The following is a 26,054-nucleotide window of genomic DNA, read 5'->3' as shown; positions in this document are numbered from 1 at the left end:
TTTCCGGGCCGCCGGTCCTCGACCTCACGGCCCGCCTGCGCCTACGTTTGAGCCCATGATCACCGATCGCGCCGCCGGGAAACGGGCTCTGGGCTATCCGGCGGCGGCGGGCGTGTTCGCGGTCGGCATGGCCGGTACGACGCTGCCGACCCCGCTGTACGGGCTCTACCGCGAGCAGCTCGGTTTCTCCGAACTGATGGTGACGGTGGTCTTCGCCGTCTACGCCCTCGGCGTGATCACCGTTCTCCTCCTGGCGGGCAACCTCTCGGACGAGACCGGCCGGCGCCCGGTGCTGCTGTGTGCCCTGGGACTGTCGGCGGCGAGCGCGCTGTGCTTCCTCTTCGAGGGCGGGCTGCCGCTGTTGCTGGTGGGGCGGGTGCTGTCCGGGTTCGCCGCCGGCCTGTTCAGTGGCGCCGCCACCGCGGCCGTGCTGGAGCTGGCGAAGCCCGGCCAGGAGGCACACGCCGGATTCGCCGCGACCGCCGCGAACATGGGCGGCCTGGGCTGCGGCCCTCTGCTGTCCGGGCTGCTGGCCCAGTACACGCCCTGGCCGCTGGCCCTGCCGTTCCTGGTGCACCTGGTGCTGGTGGCCCTGGCGGCCGCGGTGACCTGGTCCCTGCCGGAGACCGTCGCGCGCCCCCGCCGGCCCCGCACCCTGCGGCCCCAGGGCCTCCGCGTCCCGCCCGAGGTACGCGGGGTCTTCGCCCCCTCGGCCGTTGCCGCCTTCGCCGGATTCGCGCTGCTGGGCCTGTTCACCGCCGTCGCACCGGCCTTCGTCAGCCAGACCCTGGACGAGCACAACCTGGCCGTCACCGGATCGGTCGTCTTCACCGTGTTCCTGGCATCGACCGCCGGCCAACTGCTGACCGGACGGATCGGCGTGCGCAGGGCCCTGCCCGTCGGCTGCCTGGTCCTGGTGGTGGGGCTGTCGCTGGTGGCCACCTCCCTGGCCGTCACCGCACTCCCCGTCCTGGTCGCCGGCGCGGTCTGCGGCGGCACCGGCCAGGGACTGGCCTTCCGCGCCGGCCTGACCGCGGTGGGCGACGCGGCCCCGCCCGCGCACCGCGGCGGCACCATCTCGGCCTTCTTCCTCGTCGCCTACCTCGGTATCTCCCTGCCGGTCGTCGGTGTCGGAGCGCTCACCCTGGAGCTCGGCCTGCGCGGGGCGGGCCTGACCTTCTCCGCGTGCGTCATCGTGCTCGCGGTGGCCGTCGGCCTGTACGTACTGCGGCGGCCGCTCCCGGATGCCCGCTGAGCGCACCCGGCCGGGGCCGCCCCCTGCTCAGGCCCCGCCGACCGCCGGCGCCGCCCCAGCCGCGAGCCGTACCCTGAGCTCCTTCGGCCCGCGGGTGAACACCCCGGCGTCGGCGGGCTCACCGCCGTCCGCTAAGGCCATGGCGGGGAAGGCGTCGAGCAACTGGTCGACCGCGGTCTCCACCTCGGCCCTGGCCAGCAGGGCACCTACGCAGAAGTGCCGGCCGAGGCCGAAGGCCACGTGGTCGGCGGCGGCGCTGAAGGCGTGGGACGGGGTCAGGTCGGTGCGGAAGATGTCGAACGAGTCGGGCCGGGCGTACCGGCTCTCATCGCGGTTGGCGGCACCGATCAGACAGGTGACCGTGGCGCCCGCCGGGACGGTGCCGCCGCTGAGGGTGACGTCCGCGGCGGGCTGCCGCATGATCATCTGGACCGGTGGGGTGTAGCGCAGCGTCTCGGCGAAGGCGGCCGGCACCAGCGACCGGTCGGCGCGTACCGCCGCGAGCTGCTCGGGGTGGGAGAGCAGATGACGGAAGATCAGTCCGATGGCCTTGTCGGTGGTCTCGCCGCCGGCGGCCAGCAGCAGGCTGACGAACGCGGTGATGTCCTGATCGGTCATCCGGATGCCGTCGATCTCCGCGGTGCAGAGCCTGGAGAGCAGGTCGCCGCCGGGCGCGGCGCGGCGCTGCCGGATGATCGGACGCAGGTACCCGGCGAGTTCCTCGCCCGCGCGCCGGCCCGCGGCCGCGACCTCGGGGTCCTGGGCGAGGTTGGACAGGAAGGCCACGACCGCCGCGTACCAGCCGTGGAAGCGGTCGTGGTCGGCCCGGTCCAGTCCGAGCATGTCGACGATCACGTTGACCGGGAAGCGGGTCGCGAACGTCGCCACCAGGTCGGTCTCCGCCGCGTCGCGGAAGGCGTCGATCAGCTCGCGGGCGTTGCGCTCGATGACCGGCCGGAACGTCTCGCGCAGCTCCCGGCCGCGGAAGGCCGGGGCCACCAGGGCGCGGCGTACGGCGTGTTCGTGGCCGCTCATCTGCGGGAGGGTGCGGCCGCCGTGCGCCGGCTCGATCTGCCAGTCGTAGTTGTCGCTGGTGAACACCGGCTCGCGGAAGGCCCGTTCCACGTCCTCGTACCGCGAGATCAGATAGCTGTCGATGCCCTTGTGGTGCAGCAGCGGATAGTGCTCGCGCAGGATGCGGTAGGCGGGGTACGGGTCGGCCGCGAACCCGGGTGACAGGATGTCGGGCGGCTGCGGGATGCTGGTCACACCGCGCGACGCTAGGGGGCGCCGATGGCTTCGTCCAGGGGGCGATTGCGGTGTGCGGATGCGCCCGGGGCGCACCCGGGCGTACGCATCAGTCGTCGCGGGCGGACCGCAGGCGCTCGGCCTCGCGGGGCGCGTTCTCGTTGAGCCGGCCGGCGCGGGAGCCGGCGAGCTTCTCGGACAGGTGCCGGCCGACCGTGGTGGGCGGGTAGAGCGGCTCGGTGCCGGCCGGTACGCAGCCGGGCAGGCAGCTGATCTCCGCGTCCCAGTTGCCGTCGTGGAAGTACGCGGCGGAGCGGCGCCTGACGACCCGTCCCGCGTCGTCGGTGGGCGGCAGGACCCGGTGCATCGTCGACAGCCAGCGGCCGTTGGTCCAACGGGCCAGCAGATCACCGAGGTTGACCAGCAGACAGCCGGGCTCGGGCAGTACGTCGTGCCAGTCGCCGCGGGTGTCGAGGATCTGCAGACCCGGTACGCGGTCGGCCCACAGCACGGTGACGATGCCGTAGTCGGTGTGCGCGCCCATCCCCATCTGGTCGCGGTCGAGGACGGTCTCCCGTTCGGGGCGCGGGTAGTGGTTCATGCGCAGCACGTCGAGGGAGTGATCGGTGAACGGGACGAAGTAGCCCTCCTCCAGGCCCAGCGCGTGCGCGAAGATCCCGGTCAGCTGCCGGGCGAGTCGGCCGGCCCGGGCGCACCACTCCTCCACCGCCTGCCGGAAGCCCGGCACGGACGGCCAGATGTTGGCCGGGTACAGCGCTTCGGGGAGCCCCAGGCCCGGATAGGCGGACGCTTCGGAGCCGACGTTGAAGGCCTCGAAGAGGTCCTCGGCGGCCGTGGGCACGCCCAGGCTCAGGCTGAGCTTCTCGGTGCGGGGCGGGGTGTAACCGCGGTTGATGTCGGGGGACGGCGGCCGCAGTTGCTTCTTGTCCTCCAGCGGGAGCGCGAAGAACGCGTCCATCGCGTCGGCGAAGGCCTGCGCCGTGGCCTCGGGGATCCCGTGCCCGCGCAGTTGCAGGAAGCCGACGGTGCTCGCCGCCCGGTCGACGGCCGTCGCGAGGGCGTCGCGGTGGCCCTCGGTGCCGGTGTGCCAGTCGGTGATGTCGATGACGGGTACGTCCAGTACGCCGTCGACCGCGGTGGCCCTGCCCTCGGTCCTGCCCATCGTGAGGTCGTCCTTCCTCGCCCGGTGCTCCGCAAAAGGTGCGGCCCACCTGTGTCGTTCAAGATTTCACTGAACGCTGCACAAAAGTCGTGGCCGGAACGAGCCGATCCGCGCCGGAGACATGGATACCCGAGGCAGCCGTGGAATATCGGGCGCGGCCCGCCCGGCGCCGGCAACGACCGTGGCCGCCGCGCCGGTTTCCGTTAGGTGGAGATCACTTCCTCCACCAGCCGGGTCATCTGCTGCGAGGGCGCGACCTCGAGTTCCTGCTGCAGCAGCTCGCGGTAGGTGCGGTACCGCTTGAGCGCGCAGGCGATGTTGCCCTCGGCGATATGGATCTCCACGATGATGCGGTGGGCGGTCTCCCTGATCGGATCGATGGCGATCGCGGTCAGCGCCGTCTGGAGGGCGGGCAGGTACTCCCCCGCCGTCTGGAGTTGCTGGGCGAGGCTTTCGAGGGCGTGCAGCCGTGCCTGGTCCCAGCGCTCACGCTCCAGCATGAGCCAGTCGTCCGGCCAGCCCGGCAGTAACTCCCGGTTCAGCTCGCCCACCAGTGCGTCGCAGTCCGCCGGCAGCGGGCTCAGCCCGGCGATCACCCGCTGGGCCGTCTTCCGCATCGCGTCCAGATCGACGTCCACCGAAGGCGAGAGCCGCAGGCGTTGACCGGCGCTGTCGATGACGGTCGCGGACCGGATCCGCCGGACCGGGCACAGGGCCGACCGCAGATTCGCCGCCGCCCGGCTGGGTGTGCAGTCGGGCCAGAGCTGCTCGGCGGCCGCCCCTCGGTAGACGCCGTGCTTCTGCAGGGCCAGTAAGGCCAACAGGCGCTGGGCTCCCAGGGGGAGGGGGATGCGGCTTCCGGCATATGCGAACTCGAAGGTCCTAAGTAGTTCCAGGTACGCGCTGTTCGAATTCACAAGCTCCACTCTGCGACCGGCGGCTGCATCGCGCATCCGGATATGCCGCAGGCATCGCGTTCACCGGCTGTTCGCGCGCCGTTCGAGCATCGCCGTCGGCCGGTTTCGTCGGGTGGGTCGAGGCGGTCTGACCGGCCAGTCAACGGCTCGGAGATGAACCAGAGACGTTTGCGCAACGCCCTTTGGACAATCCGGGGGACGCCCACCGGACGGGCCGGCCGGAGTCTGGTCCTGAACGGCACTCGTGACCTGAGCCCTTGGCGGAAAGGGGGGCCGGATGGAAGCCCGATCGGTCCTTGCACGCCTGCCCGCGCGCGAGGACGAGCTGCTCGGTGACGCCCGGGTGTGCATCGCCGTACTGGACGGTCCGGTGGACCTGTCCCACCCCTGCTTCGCCGACGCGGATCTGACCAGGCTCGACACCCTTGTCGAGGAGCCCGCTGGACCCGGACCGATGTCGCTGCACGGCACACACGTCACCAGCCTGCTCTTCGGCGCGCCCGGCAGCGTCGTCTCCGGCCTGGCCCCGAAGTGCCGGGGGCTGCTGCTCCCGGTGTTCCGGGACTCGGAGAAAGGCCGCGTCCCGCAGCTGGACTTGGCCAGGGCGATCGAGCGGGCCGTCCAGGAGGGCGCCCACATCATCAACATCAGCGGTGGCGAACGCACACCGGACGCCCAGGCGGACAGCCTGCTGGAACGGGCGCTGCGGCTCTGCGACGACCACGGCGTCCTGGTCGTCGCCGCGGTCGGCAACGACGGGTGCGACTGTCTGCAGGTCCCGGCTGCCGTGTCGTCGGTGCTCGCGGTCGGAGCGCTGGGCACCGACGGCGCACCACTGAAGATCAACAACTGGGGCGCCGCCTACCGCGCGAACGGGGTCCTGGCCCCCGGCCAGGACATCGAGGGTGCCGCGCCCGGCGGCGGCCGCGCGGCGCTCACCGGCAGCAGCTTCGCCACCCCCCTGGTATCGGGGGTTGCCGCGCTGCTCGTGGGGGCTCAGGTGCGGGCGGGGCGCGAGGCGGACCCCAAGGCGGCGGCCGAGGCCATCCTCAAGACCGCCTCCACGGTCCCGTGCTCCCCCGACGACGCCCCCCAGTGCCGCCGTCGCCTGGTCGGCACCCTGGACGCCGCGCGCGCCCATGACCTCATCACGGGGCGAAGTGGCACGACGGCGCGAAGTGACACGTCCGTGACGTCTTCCGACGTGACAGCGGTCCCGTCCGGGACCACACCGCACAGCGCGTACCGGACGCAGCTCCTCGCCCCCGAACCGGGAGTCAACGCCGCCGGTGCACTCCCTTCGCCCGGGACGTCCCCCGCGCAGGCGCCGCCGACCAAGGCGCCCTCCGGCGGGCCGTTCCCCTCGGAATCGACAGAGGGAGTCAATGCCATGGACACCGACCACACGGACATCGCCGCGGACGAGCCGGCGGAGACCACCGACGAGGAGGAGATCCCACAGACCCCTCCGGAGCCCCCTGACCAGGTATCCGGGACGTCCGCCGTGGAGACGTCCGGCGCGGAGTCGATGGAAGGAGACAGTGCCATGGAAAGCAACGGCATGGACGTCCCCGTGCGGGAGACGACCGGGGCCACGGATGACGAGGGCACCATGCCCCTGGCTCCGCCCGAACCGGCAGGCGTCGGCGGTGGGCAAGGGGGCGGGGTGCGTCCGGCCTGCGGGGGCGGCACGCGCGGCTCGTGCGAGTGCAGCGGAAAATCGGGCTCGCGGCAGCTCGTCTACGCGATCGGCACCATCGGGTTCGACTTCCAGACCGAGGCGCGCAGGGACACCTTCCGCCAGGCGATGGCCCCGACCCCGGGTGAAGAGAGTCCGGACGGTAAGCCGACCACCGTCCAGGCGAAGGTGTACGACCCCGTACAGCTCAGCGACTATCTGGCGCTGAATCCGTGGGAGTCGGACAAGCTGACCTGGACGCTCGAACTGGACCGCACACCGATCTACGCCCTGGAGGCCGAGACGCCGGCCGGGATGGACTGGGGCGGGCCGATCCCGCCGAAGCCGGCCGAGATGAAGCGCGCCGCGCAGGAGGCGGCGACCGACCCGGACAAGCTGGCGCAGCTCCTGATCGACCATTCCTACCCTCCGGTGTCGACGATCTACAAGACCTTCCGGGACGCGATCGTGGGCCAAGTCCAGGACCCCGAGGATCCGAACCTCATCACTCGTGTGTCGATCCCCGGAGTGCTCACCGACCGAACGGTTCGGCTGTTCTCCGGGCAGTACGTCCCCGTCGTCGAGGTATGGAGCCGAGGGGTCGCCACGTGGAACGAGAACGCGCTGGTCAAAGCGGTGGTCACCGCAGTCACCAAGCAACTGGGCAACAGCAAGAAGAAGGCTGTCTCCCGAGAGTTTCTGGAGCAGACGATCCGGGCGCTGCTGGACAAGGTCTACTACCAGTTCCGCAACCTCGGCCAGAGCTCCGCCGACCGGGCCATGAACTACGCCGGGACCAACGCGTTCCAGGCGGCGAGCGCCATCGCCGAAGGCCTGCTGTCGGCCCAGTTCGTCCCGGGGTCGAGCAACAACTTCTACGCGCTGGACACCGTCACCGTCTCCAAGAGCCCGTACTGCCGTATCGGCTCGGACTGCCAGGACGTCGTCGTCACCTTCATGGACCCCGAGGACGACCGCCGCGCGAAGGTGAACTACCTGTTCACGATCGATGTGAGCGACATACCTCCGGTCAGCCTGGCGCCGTCCCACAGGTTCCTCGGCGATATCTGAGCTTTCCCACGACGACGAGAACACAGGAGGCGAGCAGGCCATGAACGAGCACCTGGACGAGCGACTGAAGATCGCGCTCCCCGTACAGGCCCCACCGGTTCACCGGGACGGCAGCAACTCCGCGGCCGCCGCGGACACCGCGGACGGCGTCGAAGCGTCGCTGCGCTGCGCGGACTTGAAGGGCATGGCCCGACAGATCTGTTACTCCCAAGGCGGCCTGTCGGAGTGACGGGAGCGGACGATGACCGATCGGACGGTCCGGAAAGTCGCCAGATCACCGCCGGCGCCGCTGCGCGGGGAGCGAAAGGCGCCGGCGGACCCCTTCCGCCGACGTGACGCCACGAAGTGAAGGAAGGCAACGATGATTGACCGGATGGAGCGAGAGACGGACCGGCCGAAGAGGCCCGCCGCCCTGGAGATGCCTCGGCAGGCGCCGCCCGTCGACCGCAACGGAACGACCCCGGGTGCCCACGGCGACACCACCGGCGTCGAGGCGGACGGATTCCTCACCAACATCCTCGCCAAGATGCTCCCGATCTGAGCCGTCACGGCGCCGGTGTGGCGGTGTGCACCGGTCACCGGCTCCGTGACACCCGTTGCCGGCATGACGTGAAGACGCCCTGACGGCACGACACAAGGAAGGGCACGATGATCCAGCAGCCCGAACGAGACGTGGAAAGGCCGCTCAGGCCCGCCACGCTGGAGATGCCTCGGCAGGCGCCGCCCATCGACCGCAACGGAACGACCCCGGGTGCCCACGGCGACACCACCGGCGTCGAGGCGGATGGGCTCATCACCTCGCTGATCTCCAAGTTCCTCCCCATCTGAGCAGTCATCGGGCCGGTGACACGACCTGACCGGGTCACCGGCCGGTGACTCCGGAGGCCGGCATGTGACGGCATGGCGGCATGACGAAAGGAAGGCCATGAAGATCGACCGGACCGAACTCGATGTGGACCGGCCTGCCAGGGCCGCTACGCTGGAAATGCCACGGCAGGCGCCGCCCGTCGACCGCACCGGCACCACCACCGCAGGCACCTGCGGCGATGCCGCGGGCGTCGAGGCGGACGGGTTCTTCGACACACTCACCAAGATCCTCCAGATCTGAGCCCGTACCCGCGCCGGTGGCCGCGGACCGCACCGGCCACCGGCGCACACCCGGCGCGCGGCGGACGGGAGAGAAACCATGCAGCTCAACTTGCCGGTCCAGGGAGTGATCGACCGCTCGTTGCCCTACGAGCAGTTCCTCGTCACACGCCCGTTCAAGGAGCCCGACGGAACACCCAGCCTCAAGAAGAAGCAGGTCGGCGGCTACTACGGCCACGACGTCGGTGACCCGAGCCCGCTCCTGTGCCTCAACCCCCAGGGCGAGGAGTGCCAGCCCGTCCTGGGCTCCGCGTGGGGATCCCTGCTCTGATCCGCAGGCCGCAACCGGTGCCGTAGCGAGCGGGGCGGCCCCGGCACCGGCCGGCCGTACTCCGGCCGCCCCGAGACGAACGGAGTTGCTGTCATGGTGGCTCTCAGCACGGCGATCGCCTGGCCCAACGACAAGGTGTACCTCTTCTTCGACGACGACACCTACCACCGCTACAACGCCGTCACCGGAGGCTTCGAGCAGGGCTCGCTGGACGTGAAGACCAACTGGGGGTTCGACGGCTCGCCCGGAGCCTTCGTGTGGTGGGGCGCCGGCAAGGGCTATGCCTTCACCGGCCCGACGTACGAACGCTACGACCAGTTCGATGACAGCATCGACGGGCCGCCGAGACCGGTGGCGGGCAACTGGGCGGGGCTGCCGGACGGTTCGGGCGGCGGGGCGAACTGGCAGCAGGGCATCGACGCCGCGGTGAACTGGGGCACGGGCAAGCTGTTCCTGTTCAAGGGCGATGCCTATGTGCGCTACGACATCACCGCGGACCGGATGGACACCGGATATCCCCGTAAGATCGCCGGCAACTGGCCCGGGCTCTTCAGCCAGGACCTGGACGCCGCGGTCTACCCGGGCGGCCGCTTCGCCTACTTCTTCCGCGGCGGCTTCTACCAGCGCTACGACGTGGACGCCGACGGCGTCGACGACAGCGGGGCGCTGGCCGACCTCGCCCTGGCTCCGACACCGTCGGGCGCCCTGGCCCCGGCCCGCCTCCTCACCCTCACGCAGGCCAACCGGCTGATGGCGGATCTGATACGACGCGGCAAACTCACCCTGAAGAGCCCCGTCTTCGTGGACGGCGCTTCGGGGATCGTGTCACCTACCCCGAGTCAGCGGGTGACCGTCGGCCCGCCGACTCTTGACGGGATCCGGTACACCAACGCCATCAACCCCACGGCCGAATTCTTCGACAACGTCGACCAGCGCATGCTGCTGGCCCTCTACCGGCTGACCCGATGGCTCAACTCCTCGCGCCCCGACGTGGCGGAGCTGCTCCATCTGGGCATCGGCCACGGCTCCGGCCCGCCGAACGACTGCCACAACCAGGGCCGCGCACTCGACCTTTCGGGCATCCGCGGGACGGACGACGGGACCCCGTTCAAGAAGTCGATCAAGACCAACTGGGGGCAGCTGCCACCCCGTCCGGGCAGCAACGTCCGCATCGACCCCTCCGTCGACGCGCTGGCGTACGGCCTGTTCACCACGGCGTTCCGGTTCGCCACGTTCGAGTGCGAAGCCAAGGGCATCGGCGTCGCCAACAAATGGCCGATGCCCCAGCTCGGCGGCAGCGGCTTCGTCATCTACCCCGACTACGGCGGAGATGCCGCGCTCCGGGCGGCTCACCAGGACCACATCCATATGCAGGTCGGCCCGACCCTGATCTGACGGGCCGGCGGGGCAGAGGAGCGCGGGAGCCCACCCATCGGACCGGCCCTGCGCTACCAGGCACACATGCGCCGGTGACGGCTGCCACGCCCGAGGTCGTGGCAGCCGTCACCGGAAGGACGCCGGTCGGGATTACTTGCGGCCCTTGCCGCAGCCCTCGCTGAAGACCGGTTCGCCGTGCTTGATGCCCGCGAAGAACCAGCAGTGGTGGTGGCGGTCCTTGTGGTCCTTGCCGTGAGCCAGGGTGGCGCTCGCACCGCCCATGACGATGGTGGTTGCCAGGGCGCTGGCGGCGATCGCGGCGCGGATGCGCATGTCTGCTCCTCAGGAGGATCAAAGGGGTGTATCGATCCATTCAGGAATCACCTTCGCGCCATCCGCCAAAACCTGACCCACCGTCGATTGCTCGGGTCGGAGTAACGGGAGGAGGCGGGGCGCCGGTCGCCGCCGGTCGCCGCCGCGGTCAGCTCACTCCTTCCGTCGCCCGCGCGGCAGGTCGGGGTACGGGGCGGGTGCTCGGGCGCAGGCCGAACGCCACCAGTGCCACGGCCACGGCGAGGAAGGCGGCCAATACGGCGAAGCCGGTCACGCTGGAGCCCGTGGTGTCGGTCAGCCAGCCGACCAGATAGGGGCCGGCGAAGCCGCCGAGGTTGCCGAGCGCGTTGATCAGCCCCATGGCGACGGCCACCACCTCGAAGCGGAGCAGCTCGCCGGGGATCGCCCAAAAGGGGCCGTACGGAGCGTAGACCGCGGCCGCCGTCAGACACAGCAGCACCATCCGCGGCAGCGCGCCGTCCACGGCCTGGCCCAGCAGCAGGGCCGCGATGCCCACGACGAGGGGGACGGCCACCGCGCGGCGCCGTCTGCCGGTGCGGTCGGACCACGCGGCGTTGGCGATCATGACGGCCAGTGCGACGGTGAAGGGGATCGCGGTGAGCAGCCCGACCTCGGTGGACGATCCGTCGTGGGTCAGCTCCTTGATGACCGACGGCAGCCACAGGTTGAAGCCGTAGAAGCCGGTGATCCAGAAGAAGTAGACGCCGATGAGCACGAGGACCGGCCGCTGCCCGACCGCGTCGCGGTACGAGCCGCTGCCCGCCGAGGGCTTGGCGGCCTCGTCGGCGGCGATCGAGCGCTCCAGGTGCTCGGCCTCGGCCCGGGAGATCCACCGGGCCCGCGCGGGCCGGTCTGCGACGGTGAACCACCACACCACCGCCCACAGCAGGGGCGGCAGGCCCTGCAGCACCAGCACCCAGCGCCAGCCGGTGTGGTCGAGCATCCAGCCGGACAGCGGGGCCATCAGGACGGAGGACAGCGGCAGGCAGGCCATCCACAGCGCGTTGGCCCGGGCGCGCTCGCGCAGCGGGAACCAGGAGGCGAGCAGGATGAGGACGGCGGGCCACACGCCGCCCTCGAAGAAGCCCAGCACGAAACGGGCCACGTAGAACTGCGACTTGGTCTGTACGAGCCCGGACAGCGCGGCGGCCAGCCCCCACGCCACCATCAGCAGCAGAACGGTCTTCCGGGCGCTCCAGCGCTGGGCGAGGATCGCGGCCGGGATCTGCAGGAACACATAGCCCAGGAAGAAGACCCCGCCGACCAGGCCCTTGTCGGCGTTGGACAGCTCCAGGTCGCCGTGCATGTACGGGAGGATGACGGAGACGTTGTTCCGGTCGAGGTACGCCAGCATGTACATGACCGCGGCGACGGGGATGACGTACACCCAGCGCTTGGCGGGGGCGGCCGCCGGGGCGGACCGCGGCGTCGGGTCCGTCATCGGGCGGCCGCCGTTCCGTAGGTGGCGCGGATCCGGTCGGTGAAGCGGCTGAACTCGGCGGCGGCGCGGAAGGCCGCGGCCATCGTGCCGTGCGAGGCGCGGCCGCTGCCCGCGATGTCGAAGGCGGTGCCGTGGTCGACGGAGGTCCGCAGGACCGGCAGCCCGACGGTGACGGAGACCGTACCGTCGAAGTCGACGGTCTTGGCGGGGATATGGCCCTGGTCGTGGAAGTGGGACAGCACTCCGTCGAAGCGGCCTTCGAGGCCCTGGTGGAAGACCGAGTCGGCGGGGATCGGCCCCACGACGCCGAGGCCCTCGGCGGCCGCCTTCGCCACGGCCGGGCGCAGGACGGTGATCTCCTCGTCGCCGAAGTGGCCGCCCTCGCCGCCGTGCGGATTGATCGCGGCGACCGCGAGCCGGGGCTCGTCGTGGCCGAACACGCGCAGGGCGGTGACCGCGTGCCGGATGGCGTCCGCGACCCGGTCCTCGGTGATCTGGCCGAGGGCCTTGCGCAGGGCGAGGTGCCGGGTGGTGAAGAAGATCTTGAGGCCGCGGACCACGAACATGGTGTCGAAGTGCGCGGCGCCGGTGAGTTCGCCGAGCATTTCGGTGTGGCCGAGGTGCTGCGAACCGGCGGCCCAGATGGCCTCCTTGTTGATCGGCGAGGTGACGATGCCGTCGACCTCGCCGGCCAGCGCGGCACGGGTGGCCGCCTCGATCGCGGCCACGGCGGAGCGGCCCGCGACCGCGTCGACCCGGCCCCAGGGGAGGTCGGCGGGGGCGATGCCGAGGTCGAGCACGTCGATGGTCCCCGGCTCGAACCGGGCCTGCCCGGGGGCGCCGACCGCGCGGACCTCGACGTCCAGGCCGCATACCGCGACGGCACGGCGCAGTACGGCGGCGTCGCCGACGGCGAGTCCGCGGCCGAGTGCGGTGGTCGCCGGGTCGGCGAGGGTACGCGCGGTGATCTCGGGGCCGATGCCGACGGGGTCGCCGAGGGTGACGGCGAGGAGGGGCAACGGGCGGGCGGAGGCGGGCGGGTGGCCGGTCGCCGGCTGATGGGTGGTCATGGGGTCGCCTTTCGCGGTGCGGTGTTCACGGGCGCGCAGGAGGGTGGGTTTCGTGGTGGGGTGGCGGGCCCGCGGGGGCGGGCTCGTCCGGCGGTTGACGGGGCCTGGCGGGTGGGTCCAGGTGGTGGTCAGATGGCGCCCGGCGTGGCGCGGAGGGTGTGCCGGGTACCGGCCGCGCGCAGGTGTTCCAGGCAGTCGCGGGCGGCGTCGGGGCCGCCTATCAGGCCGCCCTTCGTGGCGAAGGGCAGTCCGTCGTGCGGGCCGCCGACCAGGTGCCCGGCGACGGCCAGCGGCAGCACCTCGGTCTCGATGGCGAAGCCGTCGGCGCCCAGCGCCGAGGTGACGGCCGCGGCGACGTCGCCGCCCGAGGCGTACAGCCCGCCGGGGCGCAGCTCGGCGACCGCCTGCTGGGCCACCTCGGCCAGACACCGCAGGATGCGCGCGGCGGTGCCGGGGTCGCAGGCCGGCGCCGCCCCGGCGGCCGCCGTCACCGGGGCGGGAGCCACCCGGACGCCGAGCACCGTGGCGTTCTCCTGCGCCGCCGCCCGCAGGGCCGCCAGTACCCGGTCGGGGTCGGGGTCGGCCGGATCGAGGTCGGCCCAGTGGGCGCCGAGCGCCGCTTCCGTACGGGCGAGTTGGGTGCGGGTGCGGTCCGTGGCGCTGCCGACGACGGCGAGGACCCGGACGGGCGCGCCGCCCTCGGACCGCAGTCCCAGCTCGGTGGCGAGGGCGGCGCCGAACGGCCCCGAGTCCAGCGCGACCCAGCGGATGTGGTCCTCGGCGGCGAGCCGGGCGGCGGCCGCCGCGACCGTGTGCAGATGGGCGTTCTCCGTGGCGTCGCACACCACGACCTCGGCCCCGTTCGCCCGCAGCGCCGCGGCCACCGCCTGCGGGCCGCGCTCGACCACGTCCAGCGCCAGTTCACTCGTGGTGCGCCGGCTCTGCGCGCCCAGCACGGCCGCGACCCGCGAATGCCGTACGGGGTCGAAGGGGTCGCGGGCGACGGCCGTCCGGGTCAGCGGGACGCCGTCGACGAGGTGCAGACCGCCGACCGTGGTGCGGCCGGCGTCGGGGAAGGCGGGGACCGCCAGCGTCCGGATCCGGGCCGAGGGCTCACGGGCGGCGAGGGCGTCGAGCACCGCGTCGAGTTCGCTGCCGGGGTTGCCGCGCAGGGTGGTGTCGACGCGCTTGACGATCAGGGGTGCCGCACCGGCCGTCTCGGCGGCGGCGCGGACGGCGGCGTAGGCGCGGGCGGGGGGCCAGTGGCGGGAGGCGGTGTTGACGACGAGGACGTCGACCCGGTCCGCGTAGCGCTCCCATTGGGTGATCGCGCTGATGGTGACGGCGCGCAGGCCCCGTCGTGCGTAGAGCGCGCCGGTCGCATTGCTTCCGGTGAGGTCGTCTCCGATGACGAGCACCTGGGCCATGAGACCTCCTCCCGAAGTGACTGAACCACGCATTGCTAATTGCATGGTCCACGCAATATGCGCACTCAGGGTCGCCAGTGGCGCCACACGCTGTCAAGGGGTGCGCACCAACCACCCCGCGTCCGTGAACGCCCCCAGCCGCCGCTCCCCGCCCCCGCAGATCAGCCCCGTACCGGCCGGCATCGCCGCCCAGTGCGGGAAGCCCGCTCCCCCGCCGGTCTTGGAGTGGTCGGCGAGCACCCAGGCGGCCCGGGCGCACTCGGCCATCGTCTCCTTCAGGGCGGCCTGTTCGAGGTCGGGGCAGTTGATACCGCGCCGGGGGTCGAGGCCGTCGACGCCGAGGAAGGCGATGTCCGGGGTGAGCCGGCGCAGCGCCTGGTCCGTACGGGTGCCCAGCATCGCCTCGTTGGGCCGCCGCAGCCGCCCGCCCAGCACCACGACCTCGACCTCCGCGTCCGCCAACTCCACCAGCGCGGCGAGCCCGTTGGTGACGACGGTGACGTCGGTGCGGTGGCGCAGCTCGTGTGCCAGCCGCGCGGTGGTGGTGCCGGCGTCGAGGAGCACCACATCGCCGCTGCGGATCAGCGCGGCCGCGGCGCGGGCGATGGCGTCCTTCTCGGTGCGGCGGGTGCGCTCCTTGTCGTACCGGGTCCGCTCCACCGCGCGGTGGTCGACCGCGCCGCCGTAGGTGCGGGTGATCCGGCCGAGCGCCGCCAGTGTCGCCAGATCACGGCGGACCGTGGACAGTGAGACGTCGAACTCGCCCGCCAGATCGTGCACGCTGATGTCGCCCGCCCCGAGCAGCTCGACCATCCGCTCCCGGCGACGTCGGGTGGCCGAGCGTTCCCCACTGGTCACGTCACTCTCCACCTCTCAAGTTGCGCGATTCACGCAACTTGAGACTAACAGCCACGGAGACCGGCCCGGAAGCAGTCGGCGCCCAACGGCCGGCGTCCGCGGCCGGCGCCCGCGGTGGGGTCCGCCGTCAGGCGAGCACCTTGGCCTTGGCCTTCTGGAACTCCTCCTCGGTGATGTCCCCGCGGTTCTTCAGCTCCGCGAGCTTCGCCAGGGAGTCCTCGGGCCGGATGGTCTCGCCCTCCGTCCTGGCGGTCTCCCGGATGTACTCCCGCAGCTGCCTCTGCTGCCGCTGGGCCAGCGCGACCTCACGTTCGCTCAATCCGCGGCCCCGCGCCAGCACATAGATGAAGACACCGACGAAGGGCAGCATGATCACCAGGACAAGCCACCCCGTTTTGGCCCAGTTGTTGATGTCCTGGCTGCGGAAGATGTCGCCGACGATCCTCACCAGCAGGAACAGCCACATCACCCACAGGAAGATCAGGCACATCGTCCAGAAAGCGTTGAGCAGCGGGTAATCCATCACGGCCTCCTTACCGCTGCGAGCCGTGCCCTCACCTCACAGCATCCTCGCCGTCGGCCGCCGCCGCGAACAGACCGCCGTCGGCGAGCGCCTGCTCCGTCCAGATGACCTTGCCGCCCGCGGTGTAGCGGGTCCCCCAGCGCTCCGCCAGCTGGGCGATCAGGAAGAGGCCGCGGCCGCCCTCGTCCGTGGTGGCGGCCTGCCGCAGATGTGGTGAGGTACTGCTGCGGTCGGAGACCTCGCAGATCAGCGAGGTGTCACGGATCAGCCGTACGCGGATGGGACCGGAGGCGTAGCGGATGGAGTTGGTGACCAGCTCGCTGAGGATCAGCTCGGTGGTGAACGCCTCGTCCGCCAGACCCCAGTCGACGAGCTTGCGGACCGCGGCCGCCCGCACCTGCGCCACGGCAGACGGGTCCGCAGGCACGTCCCAGTCGGCGACGTGTGCGGCGTCCAGCACCCGGGTGCTGGCGACCAGCAGCGCGATGTCGTCGCTGGGGAGTTCCGGCAGCAGCGCTCCCAGCGCGGCCTCGCAGGTCTCCTCGGGTGTCCGCTGGGGATGGTCGGCGAGGGTGCGGCTCAGCAGCTCCATCCCCTCGTCGATGTCGCGGTCGCGGTCCTCGACGAGCCCGTCGGTGAACAGGACCAGCCGGCTGCCTTCGGGCAGTTCCCGCTGCCAGGACTCGAAGGGCATACCGCCGAGCCCGAGGGGCGGACCGCCCGGCACCTCGGCGGTCTCCGCGGAGCCGTCCGGCCGCAGCACCAGGGGCTGGACGTGGCCGGCGCGCGCCATCGTGCAGGTCCCGGACGCCGGGTCGTAGATCGCGTAGAGGCAGGTGGCGCCGGTGACCCCGGCGCCTTCGGCGCCCTCGGATCCCTCGTCCTGGTCGATACGGGTGACCAGCTCGTCGAGGTGCCAGAGGATCTCGTCGGGCGGGAGGTCCAGATTGGCGAAGTTGTGGACGGCCGTGCGCAGCCGGCCCATGGTGGCGGCCGCGTGCAGGCCGTGCCCGACGACGTCGCCGACGACCAGCGCCACCCGGGCACCCGGCAGCGGGATGATGTCGAACCAGTCGCCGCCGACGCCGCCGAGTCCGCTGCGCCCGGCCTGCGCGGGCAGATAGCGGTAGGCGGCCTCGACGGCGTTCTGTTCCGGCAGCGCACGCGGCAGCAGGCTGCGCTGCAGGGTGACCGCCATGGTGTGCTCGCGGGTGTAACGGCGGGCGTTGTCGATGCTCACGCCGGCGCGGGCGACCAGTTCCTCGGCGAGGGAGAGATCCTCCTCCTCGAACGGCTCGGGCTCCTGCGAGCGCCAGAACATGACCACTCCCAGGATGACGCCGCGGGCCCGCAGCGGTACGGCGATCATCGAGTGGATGCCGTGCGCGACGATCTGCCGGGCGCGCCGGGGGTTTTGCAGCTGCCAGCCGGAGAACGCCGGCAGGTCCGCTTCGAGGACCGCCTCGCCGCTGGTGATGCCGGCGCCCACGGAGGTGGACGGCTCGAAGCGGATCGGGCTGCCGACGGGGTACAGGCCGCTGTCCGGCGGAATGCCGGCCGCCGCGGTGCGCCGCACCTCGATGCCGGCCCCGGCGAAGACCGCCGGCTCCTCGCCGGTCAGCACGTCCTCGGCCAGGTCGACGGTGACGATGTCGGCGAACCGGGCCGCCGCGAACTCCGCCAGCTCCTCGCAGGTGCGCACCACGTCGAGGGTGGTGCCGATCTCCGTGCCGGCGTCGTAGAGCAGCTTGAGGCGCCCGCGGGCCACATCGGCCCGGCCGGTGACCGCCCGCAGTTCGGTGGTGTCCCGCAGCGTCGTGACGCTGCCGGGCGGCCCGCCGGCCTGGTCCGTCGAGCGCTGGTTGACGGCCAGCAGCCGTTCGCCCACCGGGTGCACCTCGTCGGTGACGACCCGGCCGGAGGCGAGCAGTTGGGCGGTGGCCCGGTCGAGCCCGAGGTCGGCGATCTGGCGCCCTTCGACGTCCAGCGGCAGGTCCAGGAGCCGGCGTGCCTCGTCGTTGGCGAGCAGTACCCGGCCGTCGCCGCCGGCGATGATCACGCCTTCGCGTACGGCGTGCAGCACCGCGTCGTGGTGCTCGTACATGCGGGTCATCTCGGCGGGCCCCAGGCCGTGGGTCTGACGGCGCAGCCGCCGGCTGACGAGCGCGGTGCCGCCGGTGGTGAGGAGGAGGATGCCGGCCGCGGCGCCGAACAGCAGCGGGAACTGGTCGTCCACGACGCCGCTGACCTTCTTGATGGTGATGCCGGACGAGACCAGTCCGATGACCTTGCCGTCGCGGCCGAAGACCGGCACCGTCGCCTGGACCAGGGGTCCTATGGTGCCGACGATCTTCTCGGTGACCACAGCGCCGGACAGCGCCGGTTTCAGCGTGCCGACGAACTTCTTGCCTATCCGGTTGCTGATCGGGTGGGTGTAGCGGATGCCCTCGGTGTTCATCACGACGATGAAGTCGACGCCGGTGGCCTTGCGGGCGGCCTCGGCCCGCGGTTGCAGTACGGCGGTCGGATCGGGGCTCCGCAGCGCCGCCTCCATGCCGGGCGCATGGGCGAAGGACTCGGCGACGGCGATCGATCGGTGGCGGGCCTCGCGTTCGGAGTCGGTCCGGGACTGCAGCACGAGCGCCGCCATGGCGGCGGCGACCAGCAGCACCACGATCGCCACCTGCAGGAGAAAGACCTGGCCTGCGACAGTTCGCATCCTGAGAACCGAACGCGGGCGGCCGTAGCGTCCGGCCATGTCCTCTTTCTACACCTCCCGCATACGGTGGGCGAGCCGCGCACTGCGGAGCGCAGCGGCCGCCGGGCCCGTATCGCATCGGACGTCCTCACGGGCTGTTCGAGGATCGTCCCGTGATCTGGGGCCGGACGCCAGAGGGCGGAAAGACCCTCGGGTAGGTTTTACTGATGCACATATGCGAACGTCCTCGACGAACAGGACAAACGCGCCGGTCACCGCCCGGCATCAGACCGGGAACAAATCGCCCAGGTTCTGGATTGTGCATGTAACTCTCCCCACAGGTTTGAACTCTTGCAGGGCGGAAGTGTGCCGGCCGGGTCATCCGGGCCCCGGCACAACGTGCCTGGTCAGCACGGTCCGCCGGGGGCCGGATGGCGTCGGGCGAGCCCCGGTGAGGCGCACCTTGCCGCCCTATGGGCCGGCGATGCGGTATGAGACGTTCTTGGGCATGCATGTTCCAGAGGAGATCCGTGCCGAGGCGGCGGGGCTCATCGACCACCACGCGCTCGGGCTGTGGAAGCCGCACGACGCCGACCGGCGCATCGCCGTGGCGCTCTTCCGCTTCCTCGAGACCGGTGTGCCCCTCACCGGCGGGCAGATCCGCTCCGCACTGGCGCACGCGGAGCCGTCCGACGGGGCCAGTGAGCGGCTGCTGAAGCTGCTGCGCGGGACCGCCGGGCTGCTCGACGACGCACCCGCGGCCGACTCCCCCACGGGGCGGGACGCCGTCGACCACGTATGCCTGCTGCTGGACGCACTGGCACTCTCCCGCCCGTCGGAGCGGTAGCGCACGAGCCCGCGGCGTAGCGGCCCCGCCATAGGGGCACGCGCCCGCGTCTTTGTGTCTCTGCGCACCTCGTGCTTCGCGCCTCGTAGTACTTCGCGCGTCGCGTCTCGTAGCACTTCGCGCCTCGCGTCTCTGCGTACCTCGTGCCTCGTGCCTCGTGCCTCGTGCCTCGTGCCTCGTGCCTCGTGCCTCGTGCCTCGTGCCTCTGCGCACCTTGCACCTCGCGCCTCGCGCCTCTACGCACCTCGCGCCTCGCGCCTCGCGCCTCTGCGCACCTCGTAGCTCGCACCTCTGCGTACCTCGCGCCTCTGCGCTCCTCGTCTCCACGCTCCTCTACACCCGCCCACCCCCCGTAGGGGGGGTGGGCGGAGGGGAAAAACAGGAGGGCGAGGAAGCAGCAAGAGGGCAAGGACCCAGCGGGCGAGGCAACAAGAGGGCGAAGCAACAAGAGGACGAGGCAAGAGGAAAACAAGAGGGCGAGGAAAACCGGACCACAGGTAAAGCCCGCCCGGACAACTGCTCCGGGCGGGCTTTGCCTTGTTCTCGTACGACTGAGAGACGTTCTTGTACGGCTGAGAGGCGTAGAGCCGAGGGGCCGGCCGAGGCCCCGGTTCGGTCCGGGGGGGACGGCTCCCGGCCCCGCGAAGCCCCCTCCGCCCCTCCAGGGGCCTACCGCCCTTCCGCGGGCACCCCCACGGCCGACGGCTCCAGCGCCACGGCCTGTCCGTCCTCCGGGACCGAGATCACCCAGTGCGTCTCCTGCCGCGGGCGCAGGTAGCAGGCCCAGTACAGCGCGGCGGCGACGACGATGACCCCGGTGATGACCAGGCTCTTGGTGCTCTGCTGGGTCAGCACCCAGGCCAGCGCCACGACGAGGAGCGCCGGGACCGCCGGCCACAGCGGCATCCGCCAGGCCGCCCGGTGCTTGTGCTCGCCGCGGCGCGAGACCAGGGCGCCCAGGGCGACGAAGACGTACATCGCGGCGACGGCCACGCCGGTCACCTCGCTGAGGGTGTCGAGGTTGACGAAGCACAGGGCCGCGCCGGGGACGCCGACGACGAGGGTGGCCGCCCACGGCGAGCCGAAGCGGCGGCCGACGTGCGAGAAGACGCGGTTGACCGGGGCGGGCCAGGCCGCGTCGCGGGCCGAGGAGAACACCACCCGCGAGTTCTGGATCACCATCACGATCGCCGCGTTGATGATCGCCAGGGCGATGCAGAGGCTGACGAAGGTGCCGATGCCGGAGTTGCTCCAGTCCTGCACCATGCCCGCGACGTCACCGGCGCCGAGGGTCTTGAGGTCGGGGGCGCCGAGGGTGATCGCGATGACGGGGATCAGGACGACGGCCGCACCGATGGCGAGGGTCCACAGCACCGTGCGGGAGACGTTGCGGCGCGGGTTCTCGATCTCCTCGGCGAGGTACACGGCGGTGGAGAAGCCCTGCAGGATGAAGAGCGCGGTGGCCAGGCCCGTGACGATGAGGCCGGCGGTGACGGCGCTGGTGTGGCCGTGTCCGGCGTCGATGACGGGGTGGACGAGCACGGACGCGGAGCGCTGGGTGTGACTGAAGCCGAGGAAGGCGACGACCGCGCAGGCCACGACCTCCAGCACGAGGAAGATGCCGGTGATCCAGGCGTTGGCACGCAGGTCGAGCAGGCCCATGGCGGTGGCCAGCAGCATCACGCCGGCGGCGGTGTACTGCGGATCCAGCTGGATGATCGGCGCCAGATAGTCGGCGGTGCCCAGGGCGATGATGGGCGGCACGATCATGACGACGATCAGCGAGAGTATGAAGACCAGCCAGCCCGCGAGGCGGCCCATGAGGGTGCCGACCATGGCGTACTCGCCGCCGGAGCTCGGGATCAGCGTGCCGAGCTCGGAGTAGGTGAAGGCCACACCGATGCACAGCAGGCCCGCGATGGCGATGGTCAGCGCGGTGCCGGTGCCCAGGCTGGCGAACGAGTCCGGCACGATCACGAAGAGCGAGGAGGCCGGGGTCAGACAGGAGAGCGTGAGCAGCGTGCCGCCGACCACACCGATCGACCGGGTGAGCTTGGGGCCGTTGGCGGCACCTCCCTCCGCCGCGCTGGGGGTGTCCCGCTCAGGGGCTGCGGAGGCAACAGGCGTGTAGGGCATATCGGCTATCCGTATCCCATCGGTCCGGCGGCAGAGGGGGGCACTTTGGGGGAAGTGCGCCAAAACGCGGTGCAGACCTGGCGAGACGCAGGCGCCGCTTTGGTGACCGAATAAAACCCCCGCGTCCGACCCACGTCAAGGTCTTGTTAAGCCCGTGAGACAACGAAATCCGTAGGTGCTGAGCCGATCGGTGACTCGTATCCATATCCATGCTGTGGAATGGAAGCGGATTTCGCGGCCTGGGGGTGCGAGGCAGGGTTCCCGCGGGGGCCGCCCGGCGAGGCCGTCGAATCCGTAGTCGGCCCCCCGAATCCACAGCCGCCCCGGCCGGGGCGGGCGTCCGGCCCGCCTCACTCCTCCAGCGCGTTCACCCGGGCGATGAGCAGGGCGACGTCGTCGTGACCGTGTTCGTCACGCAGCGCGCTCAGGAGGCGGTCGCACAGGGCCTCCGGGTCCGGCCCGGGCTCGGCGAGCAGGGTGAGCAGGGTGTCCAGGCGGGTGTCGATGGCCTTGTCGCGGGTCTCGATCAGGCCGTCGGTGTAGAGCACCAGGTGGTCGCCGTCGCGCAGCGGAACCGTGGTCTGCTCGAAGGGGACCCCGCCGACGCCGAGCGGGGCGCCGGTGGGCAGGTCGAGCAGCTCGGGCGGCTGGCCCGGCCGGACCAGCACGGGCGGGAGGTGCCCGGCGACGGCGATCCGGCACAGGCTGCGGTGCGGGTCGTAGATGGCGTAGAGGCAGGTGGCGAAGGCCGGATCGAGGCCGCCGGCGATGTGGTCGAGGTGGCGGAGCACCTCGGCGGGGTCGAGGTCGAGATCGGCCAGCGCACGGATGGTGGTGCGCAACTGGCCCATGGTGGCAGCGGCGTTGATACCGCTGCCCATGACGTCGCCGACCACCAGGGCGGTCTTGTCGCCGGCCACGGGGATGGCGTCGAACCAGTCGCCGCCGACCTCACTGGCGGCCTGGGCGGGCTGGTAGCGGTAGGCGATCTGCATGGCCGTGGGCTGCGGCGGCCGGTGGTTCATCAGATGGCGCTGGAGGGTGAGCGCGGTGCGGCGTTCGCTCTGGTACGAACGGGCGTTGTCGATGCAGACCGCCGCCCGCGCGGCCAGTTCGACGGCGAGCACGGCGTCGTCCTCGTCGAACGGCTCGGGATTGCGTACGCGGTAGAGCGACAGCGCGCCGAGCACCTCGCCGCGGGCGATCAGCGGCACCGCGAGATAGGAGCGGAGTCCGGCCTGCTTGAGGAAGGCGGCGCCCTGCGGGCCCGCCGCGATGCGCCGCAGGTCGTCGTCGTCCACATGGGCGACGATGACCGGACGGGCCTCGGTCACGCAGCGGGTGATCAGCCGGTCGGCCTCGTAGGAGGCGATCTGGCCGGTGGGGTCGGCGGCGCGGACGGCACCGGTGTCGTAGGCCGTGGACACCGCGAGCGCCCGGAAACGGGCGGGGCCGCCGCGGGAGAGCACAGAGGGGCGCCGGCCGTCGAGGATCGCGTCGAGGACGTCGACCGCGGCCATGTCCGCGAGTTCGGGCACGATGACGTCGGCCAGCTCATGCGCGGTCTGGTCGACGTCGAGGGTGGTGCCGACGGTCGCGGACGCGTCGGCGATGAGGGCGAGGCGGCGGCGGGCGCGGGCGGCCTCGGTGGCGGCCCGGTGCTGCTCGGTGATGTCGACGACGGAGGTGGCCAGCCCCAGCACCCGGCCGTGGGCGTCCTCCAGCCGGTAGTACGAGACCGACCAGGCCTGGTCGGCGAGGGGGTCGGCGGCGGTGCCGCCGGCGGTGAACTGGTCGAGCAGCGGCCGGCCGGTCTCCAGGACCTCCTGCATCCGGGCCACGATGACGTCGGTGTCCAGAAAGGACAGCGCCTCGCGGACATGGCGGCCGACGTGCTGGTCGGCGGGCAGGCCGTTGATGCGTTCCAGCGCCGGGTTGACCATGACGAAGCGGAGTGCGGTGTCCAGCACCGCCAGGCCGATCGGCGACTGGGCCACCAGCCGTACCGACAGCGCCAGGTCCCGCTCGACCCGCCGAAGTACGGCCTGGTCGGTGGCGATGCCCAGCGCGTAGGTCCGGCCGCGTTCGTCCAGCAGGCGCATGTTGCGGAACTCGACGAGCCGGGTGCTGCCGTCCTTGTGCTGGATGGGGAAGACCCCCGCCCAGCTCTCGCCGCTGGACATGACCTGGGAGAACAGCCGCAGCACCAGGTCGATGTCGTCGGGCCCGACCAGCAGCTGGGCGGCCGGCCGGCCGAGCGCTTCCTGTGCGGTCCAGCCGAAGAGTTGCTCGGCCTGCGGGCTCCACAGGGTGATCCGCCCCTCCGCGTCCAGCATCACGGCGGCCACACCCAGCACGTCGAGCAGGCCACCGGGCTGCCCCGGTACGGCCCCGACCGGGGCGGCGCCCTCGGGGAACGCGTCGGTCGCACCCATCCAGGCACTCCTTCCGCCGGTCTCCGCTGACCGACAGCCGTGGCGCTCTCCGTACATCGGCCGATTCTCGCCGTGTTTCCGATGCCCTCCATCATCCCTCGACACGGGACGGCCCCGCAGGGAGAGCGAGAGCCGCAGGGCAAGGGCGTCCCGTGCGCGAGGGAGAATTATCCGCCGTTGCACCCGGGCCTGCGACCGAGTTGGCGATATTCAGTGCGAATATTCCGGCCGGGCTTGGCCACCGGCCCCACAGGCCGGTGGCCAAGCGCCACAAGGCCTGGGGGCACGGCGGTCGACTGCGCAACACCCGTGCTTCACGCTCCGACTTGGAGATGTTGATCTCCAGCGACTACCCTACCTTTAGTTGCCTCCAGCAACTAACTATCGGTACCGCACCCGGCGACGGTGACCGCGTCCGCCGGCGTCAGGAGGAAGCCCGACATCATGTCCATCACCGACCGGACATTCCGTACCTACGTGGAGGAGAACCTCGATGCACTTAGCTCGAACCCGGCGCGCGAAGCCCTGGTCCACCAGGGGCGCCGGGTAACCGCAGGCGAGTTCCGCGCCCTGGTGCACCGCATGGCGCGGGCACTGCGCACCCGGGGAGTCGAGCGCGGGGTCACCGTCACCCTGCTCAGCGGCAACCTCCCGGAGACCGTCGCCGCCCGATACGCGGCCAACCTGATCGGCGCCCGGGTCAACCACCTCTACAGCAAGCTGTCCGCCGAGTCCCAGGCCCACATCGTCCGCGACGTCGAGACCCGTGCCCTGATCGTCGACCCGCGCTACGCCGAGCGGGCCGCGGAGGTCACCGAGTTGGCGCCGGTGCCGGACGTCCTCGTACTCGGTCCAGCGAAGCTGGGCACGGACCTGCTGGAGCTGGCGGCCGGGCAGTCCGACGAGCCGTTCGGGAGCCTGGCCCGGCCCGACGACGTGTGCACCATCCGCCACACCGGCGGCACCACCGGCCACCCCAAGGGCATCTGCACCACCTTCGAGCAGGCCCGCTGGTTCCGCGGAGTGGTGGCGGAGCAGCCGGAGTTCGAGCGCCGGCAGCTGGTCTGCACGACCCTCGCGCACGCCGCGGGCGCACTGGCCGACCACACGTTGTACGGGGGCGGCACGATCGTCCTGCTCGACGACTTCGACCCCGAGACCGTGCTCGCGGCCATCGCCCGCGAGCGCATCACCGACATGTTCCTGCTGCCACCGCTGCTCTACCAGCTGATGGACCATCCGTCCGCCCGGCACACCGACACCTCCAGCCTGCGGATGCTGACGTACGGCGGCTGCCAGGCGTCCCCGGCCCGCATAGCCGACGCGGTGCGCAGGTTCGGTCCGGTGCTGCTGCAGGGTTACGGGCAGAACGAGGCGGGCGGCATCAGCGTGCTCACCCCGGAGGACCACGACCCGGACCGCCCCGACCGGCTGCGCTCCGCGGGCAAGGTGCTGCGCGACGTCGAGGTGGTGATCCGCGACGAGTCGGGACGCGATCTGCCCGCCGGCGAGCACGGCGAGGTCTGCGTCCGCTCCGACATGATCATGAAGGGGTACTGGAAGCAGCCCGAGCTGACCGCCGAAGTGCTGCGGGACGGCTGGCTGCACACGGGGGACATCGGATTCCTGGACGACGAGGGCTACTTGACCATCGTCGACCGGATCAAGGACATGATCGTCGTGGTCGGCGGCCATGTGTACACCACCGAGCTGGAGGACGTGCTGAACTCGCACCCGCAGGTCCTCCAGAGCGCCGTCTTCGGCGTCCGCGACGCCCACCGCATGGAGCAGGTGCACGCCGTGGTGGTGCCGGTGCCCGGCAGCACCGTCGACGGACGGCAGCTGTGCGAGAAGGTGCGCCAGGAGCGCGGTGCGATGTACGAGCCGGCCCGGATCACCTTCGTCGACGCGCTGCCGCTGACCGATGCCGGGAAGCCGGACAAGAAGGAGCTGCGCCGGCAGGCCGAGCGGGAGGTGGGCGCCGCCGGCTGACGACGTTCGGGCCGCCGCGGCTCCGCGCCGCGGCGGCCCCACGCGCTCCCCCCCCTCCCCGCAGAACAAACAAACCCAAAACCACCAAAAAAAAAACAAAAGGCTTCCCCTCCCTTTTGTGGTGGGG

The 26,054-nt window shown here is 71.5% G+C and carries 22 protein-coding genes; 10 read left to right on the top strand and 12 right to left on the bottom strand.

Annotated features, from left to right (window positions below; genetic code table 11):
• Positions 1-55 precede the first annotated feature (55 nt).
• Positions 56-1,255 (top strand): MFS transporter, encoded by a 1,200-nt coding sequence (locus AC0680_RS17640; RefSeq protein WP_478629383.1) that lies wholly within the window; start codon positions 56-58, stop codon positions 1,253-1,255.
• 27 nt (positions 1,256-1,282) lie between these two features.
• On the opposite strand, the gene AC0680_RS17635 is transcribed toward AC0680_RS17640, so the two are convergent.
• The 3 genes from AC0680_RS17635 to AC0680_RS17625 all read right to left on the bottom strand — a co-directional run bounded on the left by AC0680_RS17635 (position 1,283) and on the right by AC0680_RS17625 (position 4,603).
• The gene (locus AC0680_RS17635) at positions 1,283-2,524 is read right to left on the bottom strand and encodes a cytochrome P450 (RefSeq protein WP_478629380.1); all 1,242 of its coding nucleotides are present in this window, start codon (positions 2,522-2,524) and stop codon (positions 1,283-1,285) included.
• 88 nt (positions 2,525-2,612) lie between these two features.
• Positions 2,613-3,686, bottom strand: coding sequence for an isopenicillin N synthase family dioxygenase (locus AC0680_RS17630; RefSeq protein WP_478629377.1), 1,074 nt, complete (start codon positions 3,684-3,686; stop codon positions 2,613-2,615).
• A 203-nt stretch (positions 3,687-3,889) separates the two neighbouring features.
• Entirely contained in the window at positions 3,890-4,603 is a 714-nt protein-coding gene (locus AC0680_RS17625; protein WP_478629374.1) for an AfsR/SARP family transcriptional regulator, read from the bottom strand.
• A gap of 277 nt (positions 4,604-4,880) precedes the next feature.
• On the opposite strand from AC0680_RS17625, the gene AC0680_RS17620 reads away from it, so the two are divergent.
• The 7 genes from AC0680_RS17620 to AC0680_RS17590 all read left to right on the top strand — a co-directional run bounded on the left by AC0680_RS17620 (position 4,881) and on the right by AC0680_RS17590 (position 10,164).
• Positions 4,881-7,352, top strand: a complete 2,472-nt coding sequence (locus tag AC0680_RS17620; RefSeq protein ID WP_478629370.1) for a cyanobactin maturation protease PatG family protein — start codon at positions 4,881-4,883, stop codon at positions 7,350-7,352.
• Positions 7,353-7,392: 40 nt separating this feature from the next.
• A complete protein-coding gene (locus tag AC0680_RS17615) occupies positions 7,393-7,581 on the top strand; it encodes a hypothetical protein (RefSeq protein WP_478629367.1) in 189 nt (62 codons plus the stop codon).
• A 144-nt stretch (positions 7,582-7,725) separates the two neighbouring features.
• Positions 7,726-7,893, top strand: a complete 168-nt coding sequence (locus tag AC0680_RS17610) for a hypothetical protein (RefSeq protein ID WP_478629364.1) — start codon at positions 7,726-7,728, stop codon at positions 7,891-7,893.
• Positions 7,894-8,000: 107 nt separating this feature from the next.
• A complete protein-coding gene (locus AC0680_RS17605; RefSeq protein WP_478629361.1) occupies positions 8,001-8,180 on the top strand; it encodes a hypothetical protein in 180 nt (59 codons plus the stop codon).
• Positions 8,181-8,277: 97 nt separating this feature from the next.
• Positions 8,278-8,460: a hypothetical protein gene (locus AC0680_RS17600; protein ID WP_478629359.1), complete on the top strand. Its 183-nt coding sequence runs from the start codon at positions 8,278-8,280 to the stop codon at positions 8,458-8,460.
• 78 nt (positions 8,461-8,538) lie between these two features.
• Entirely contained in the window at positions 8,539-8,769 is a 231-nt protein-coding gene (locus AC0680_RS17595; protein ID WP_478629357.1) for a hypothetical protein, read from the top strand.
• 93 nt (positions 8,770-8,862) lie between these two features.
• The gene (locus AC0680_RS17590; protein WP_478629356.1) at positions 8,863-10,164 is read left to right on the top strand and encodes a hemopexin repeat-containing protein; all 1,302 of its coding nucleotides are present in this window, start codon (positions 8,863-8,865) and stop codon (positions 10,162-10,164) included.
• 132 nt (positions 10,165-10,296) lie between these two features.
• Here the strand turns inward: AC0680_RS17590 and AC0680_RS17585 are convergent, their stop codons facing one another.
• From AC0680_RS17585 to AC0680_RS17555, 7 genes are all read right to left on the bottom strand, one after another.
• Positions 10,297-10,479: a hypothetical protein gene (locus tag AC0680_RS17585; protein WP_384437209.1), complete on the bottom strand. Its 183-nt coding sequence runs from the start codon at positions 10,477-10,479 to the stop codon at positions 10,297-10,299.
• A 148-nt stretch (positions 10,480-10,627) separates the two neighbouring features.
• On the bottom strand, positions 10,628-11,941 hold the full coding sequence (locus AC0680_RS17580; RefSeq protein ID WP_478629352.1) for an MFS transporter: 1,314 nt from the start codon (positions 11,939-11,941) through the stop codon (positions 10,628-10,630).
• Positions 11,938-13,011 (bottom strand): 4-hydroxythreonine-4-phosphate dehydrogenase PdxA, encoded by a 1,074-nt coding sequence (pdxA, locus tag AC0680_RS17575; RefSeq protein WP_478629350.1) that lies wholly within the window; start codon positions 13,009-13,011, stop codon positions 11,938-11,940. Before pdxA ends, AC0680_RS17580 begins: the two co-directional genes overlap by 4 nt.
• 128 nt (positions 13,012-13,139) lie before the next feature.
• Positions 13,140-14,438: a four-carbon acid sugar kinase family protein gene (locus AC0680_RS17570; protein WP_478629348.1), complete on the bottom strand. Its 1,299-nt coding sequence runs from the start codon at positions 14,436-14,438 to the stop codon at positions 13,140-13,142.
• Between the two features lie 93 nt (positions 14,439-14,531).
• Entirely contained in the window at positions 14,532-15,296 is a 765-nt protein-coding gene (locus AC0680_RS17565) for a DeoR/GlpR family DNA-binding transcription regulator (protein WP_478629346.1), read from the bottom strand.
• Between the two features lie 127 nt (positions 15,297-15,423).
• The gene (locus AC0680_RS17560; protein ID WP_478629345.1) at positions 15,424-15,819 is read right to left on the bottom strand and encodes an SHOCT domain-containing protein; all 396 of its coding nucleotides are present in this window, start codon (positions 15,817-15,819) and stop codon (positions 15,424-15,426) included.
• A 31-nt stretch (positions 15,820-15,850) separates the two neighbouring features.
• Positions 15,851-18,577: a SpoIIE family protein phosphatase gene (locus AC0680_RS17555; protein WP_478629343.1), complete on the bottom strand. Its 2,727-nt coding sequence runs from the start codon at positions 18,575-18,577 to the stop codon at positions 15,851-15,853.
• 448 nt (positions 18,578-19,025) lie between these two features.
• On the opposite strand from AC0680_RS17555, the gene AC0680_RS17550 reads away from it, so the two are divergent.
• Positions 19,026-19,364, top strand: coding sequence for a hypothetical protein (locus tag AC0680_RS17550; protein WP_478629340.1), 339 nt, complete (start codon positions 19,026-19,028; stop codon positions 19,362-19,364).
• A gap of 669 nt (positions 19,365-20,033) precedes the next feature.
• On the opposite strand, the gene AC0680_RS17545 is transcribed toward AC0680_RS17550, so the two are convergent.
• Together AC0680_RS17545 and AC0680_RS17540 are read right to left on the bottom strand one after the other, a co-directional pair.
• A complete protein-coding gene (locus AC0680_RS17545; protein WP_478629338.1) occupies positions 20,034-21,500 on the bottom strand; it encodes an APC family permease in 1,467 nt (488 codons plus the stop codon).
• 350 nt (positions 21,501-21,850) lie between these two features.
• Positions 21,851-23,935 (bottom strand): SpoIIE family protein phosphatase, encoded by a 2,085-nt coding sequence (locus AC0680_RS17540; RefSeq protein WP_478629335.1) that lies wholly within the window; start codon positions 23,933-23,935, stop codon positions 21,851-21,853.
• 444 nt (positions 23,936-24,379) lie between these two features.
• Here AC0680_RS17540 and AC0680_RS17535 point away from each other — a divergent pair, with 444 nt between their 5' ends.
• Entirely contained in the window at positions 24,380-25,927 is a 1,548-nt protein-coding gene (locus tag AC0680_RS17535) for an AMP-binding protein (RefSeq protein ID WP_478629334.1), read from the top strand.
• Positions 25,928-26,054: the final 127 nt, after the last annotated feature.

This window comes from Streptomyces sp. NPDC043738, assembly GCF_056436545.1.
This window is presented reverse-complemented; position numbering and strand designations above follow the sequence as displayed.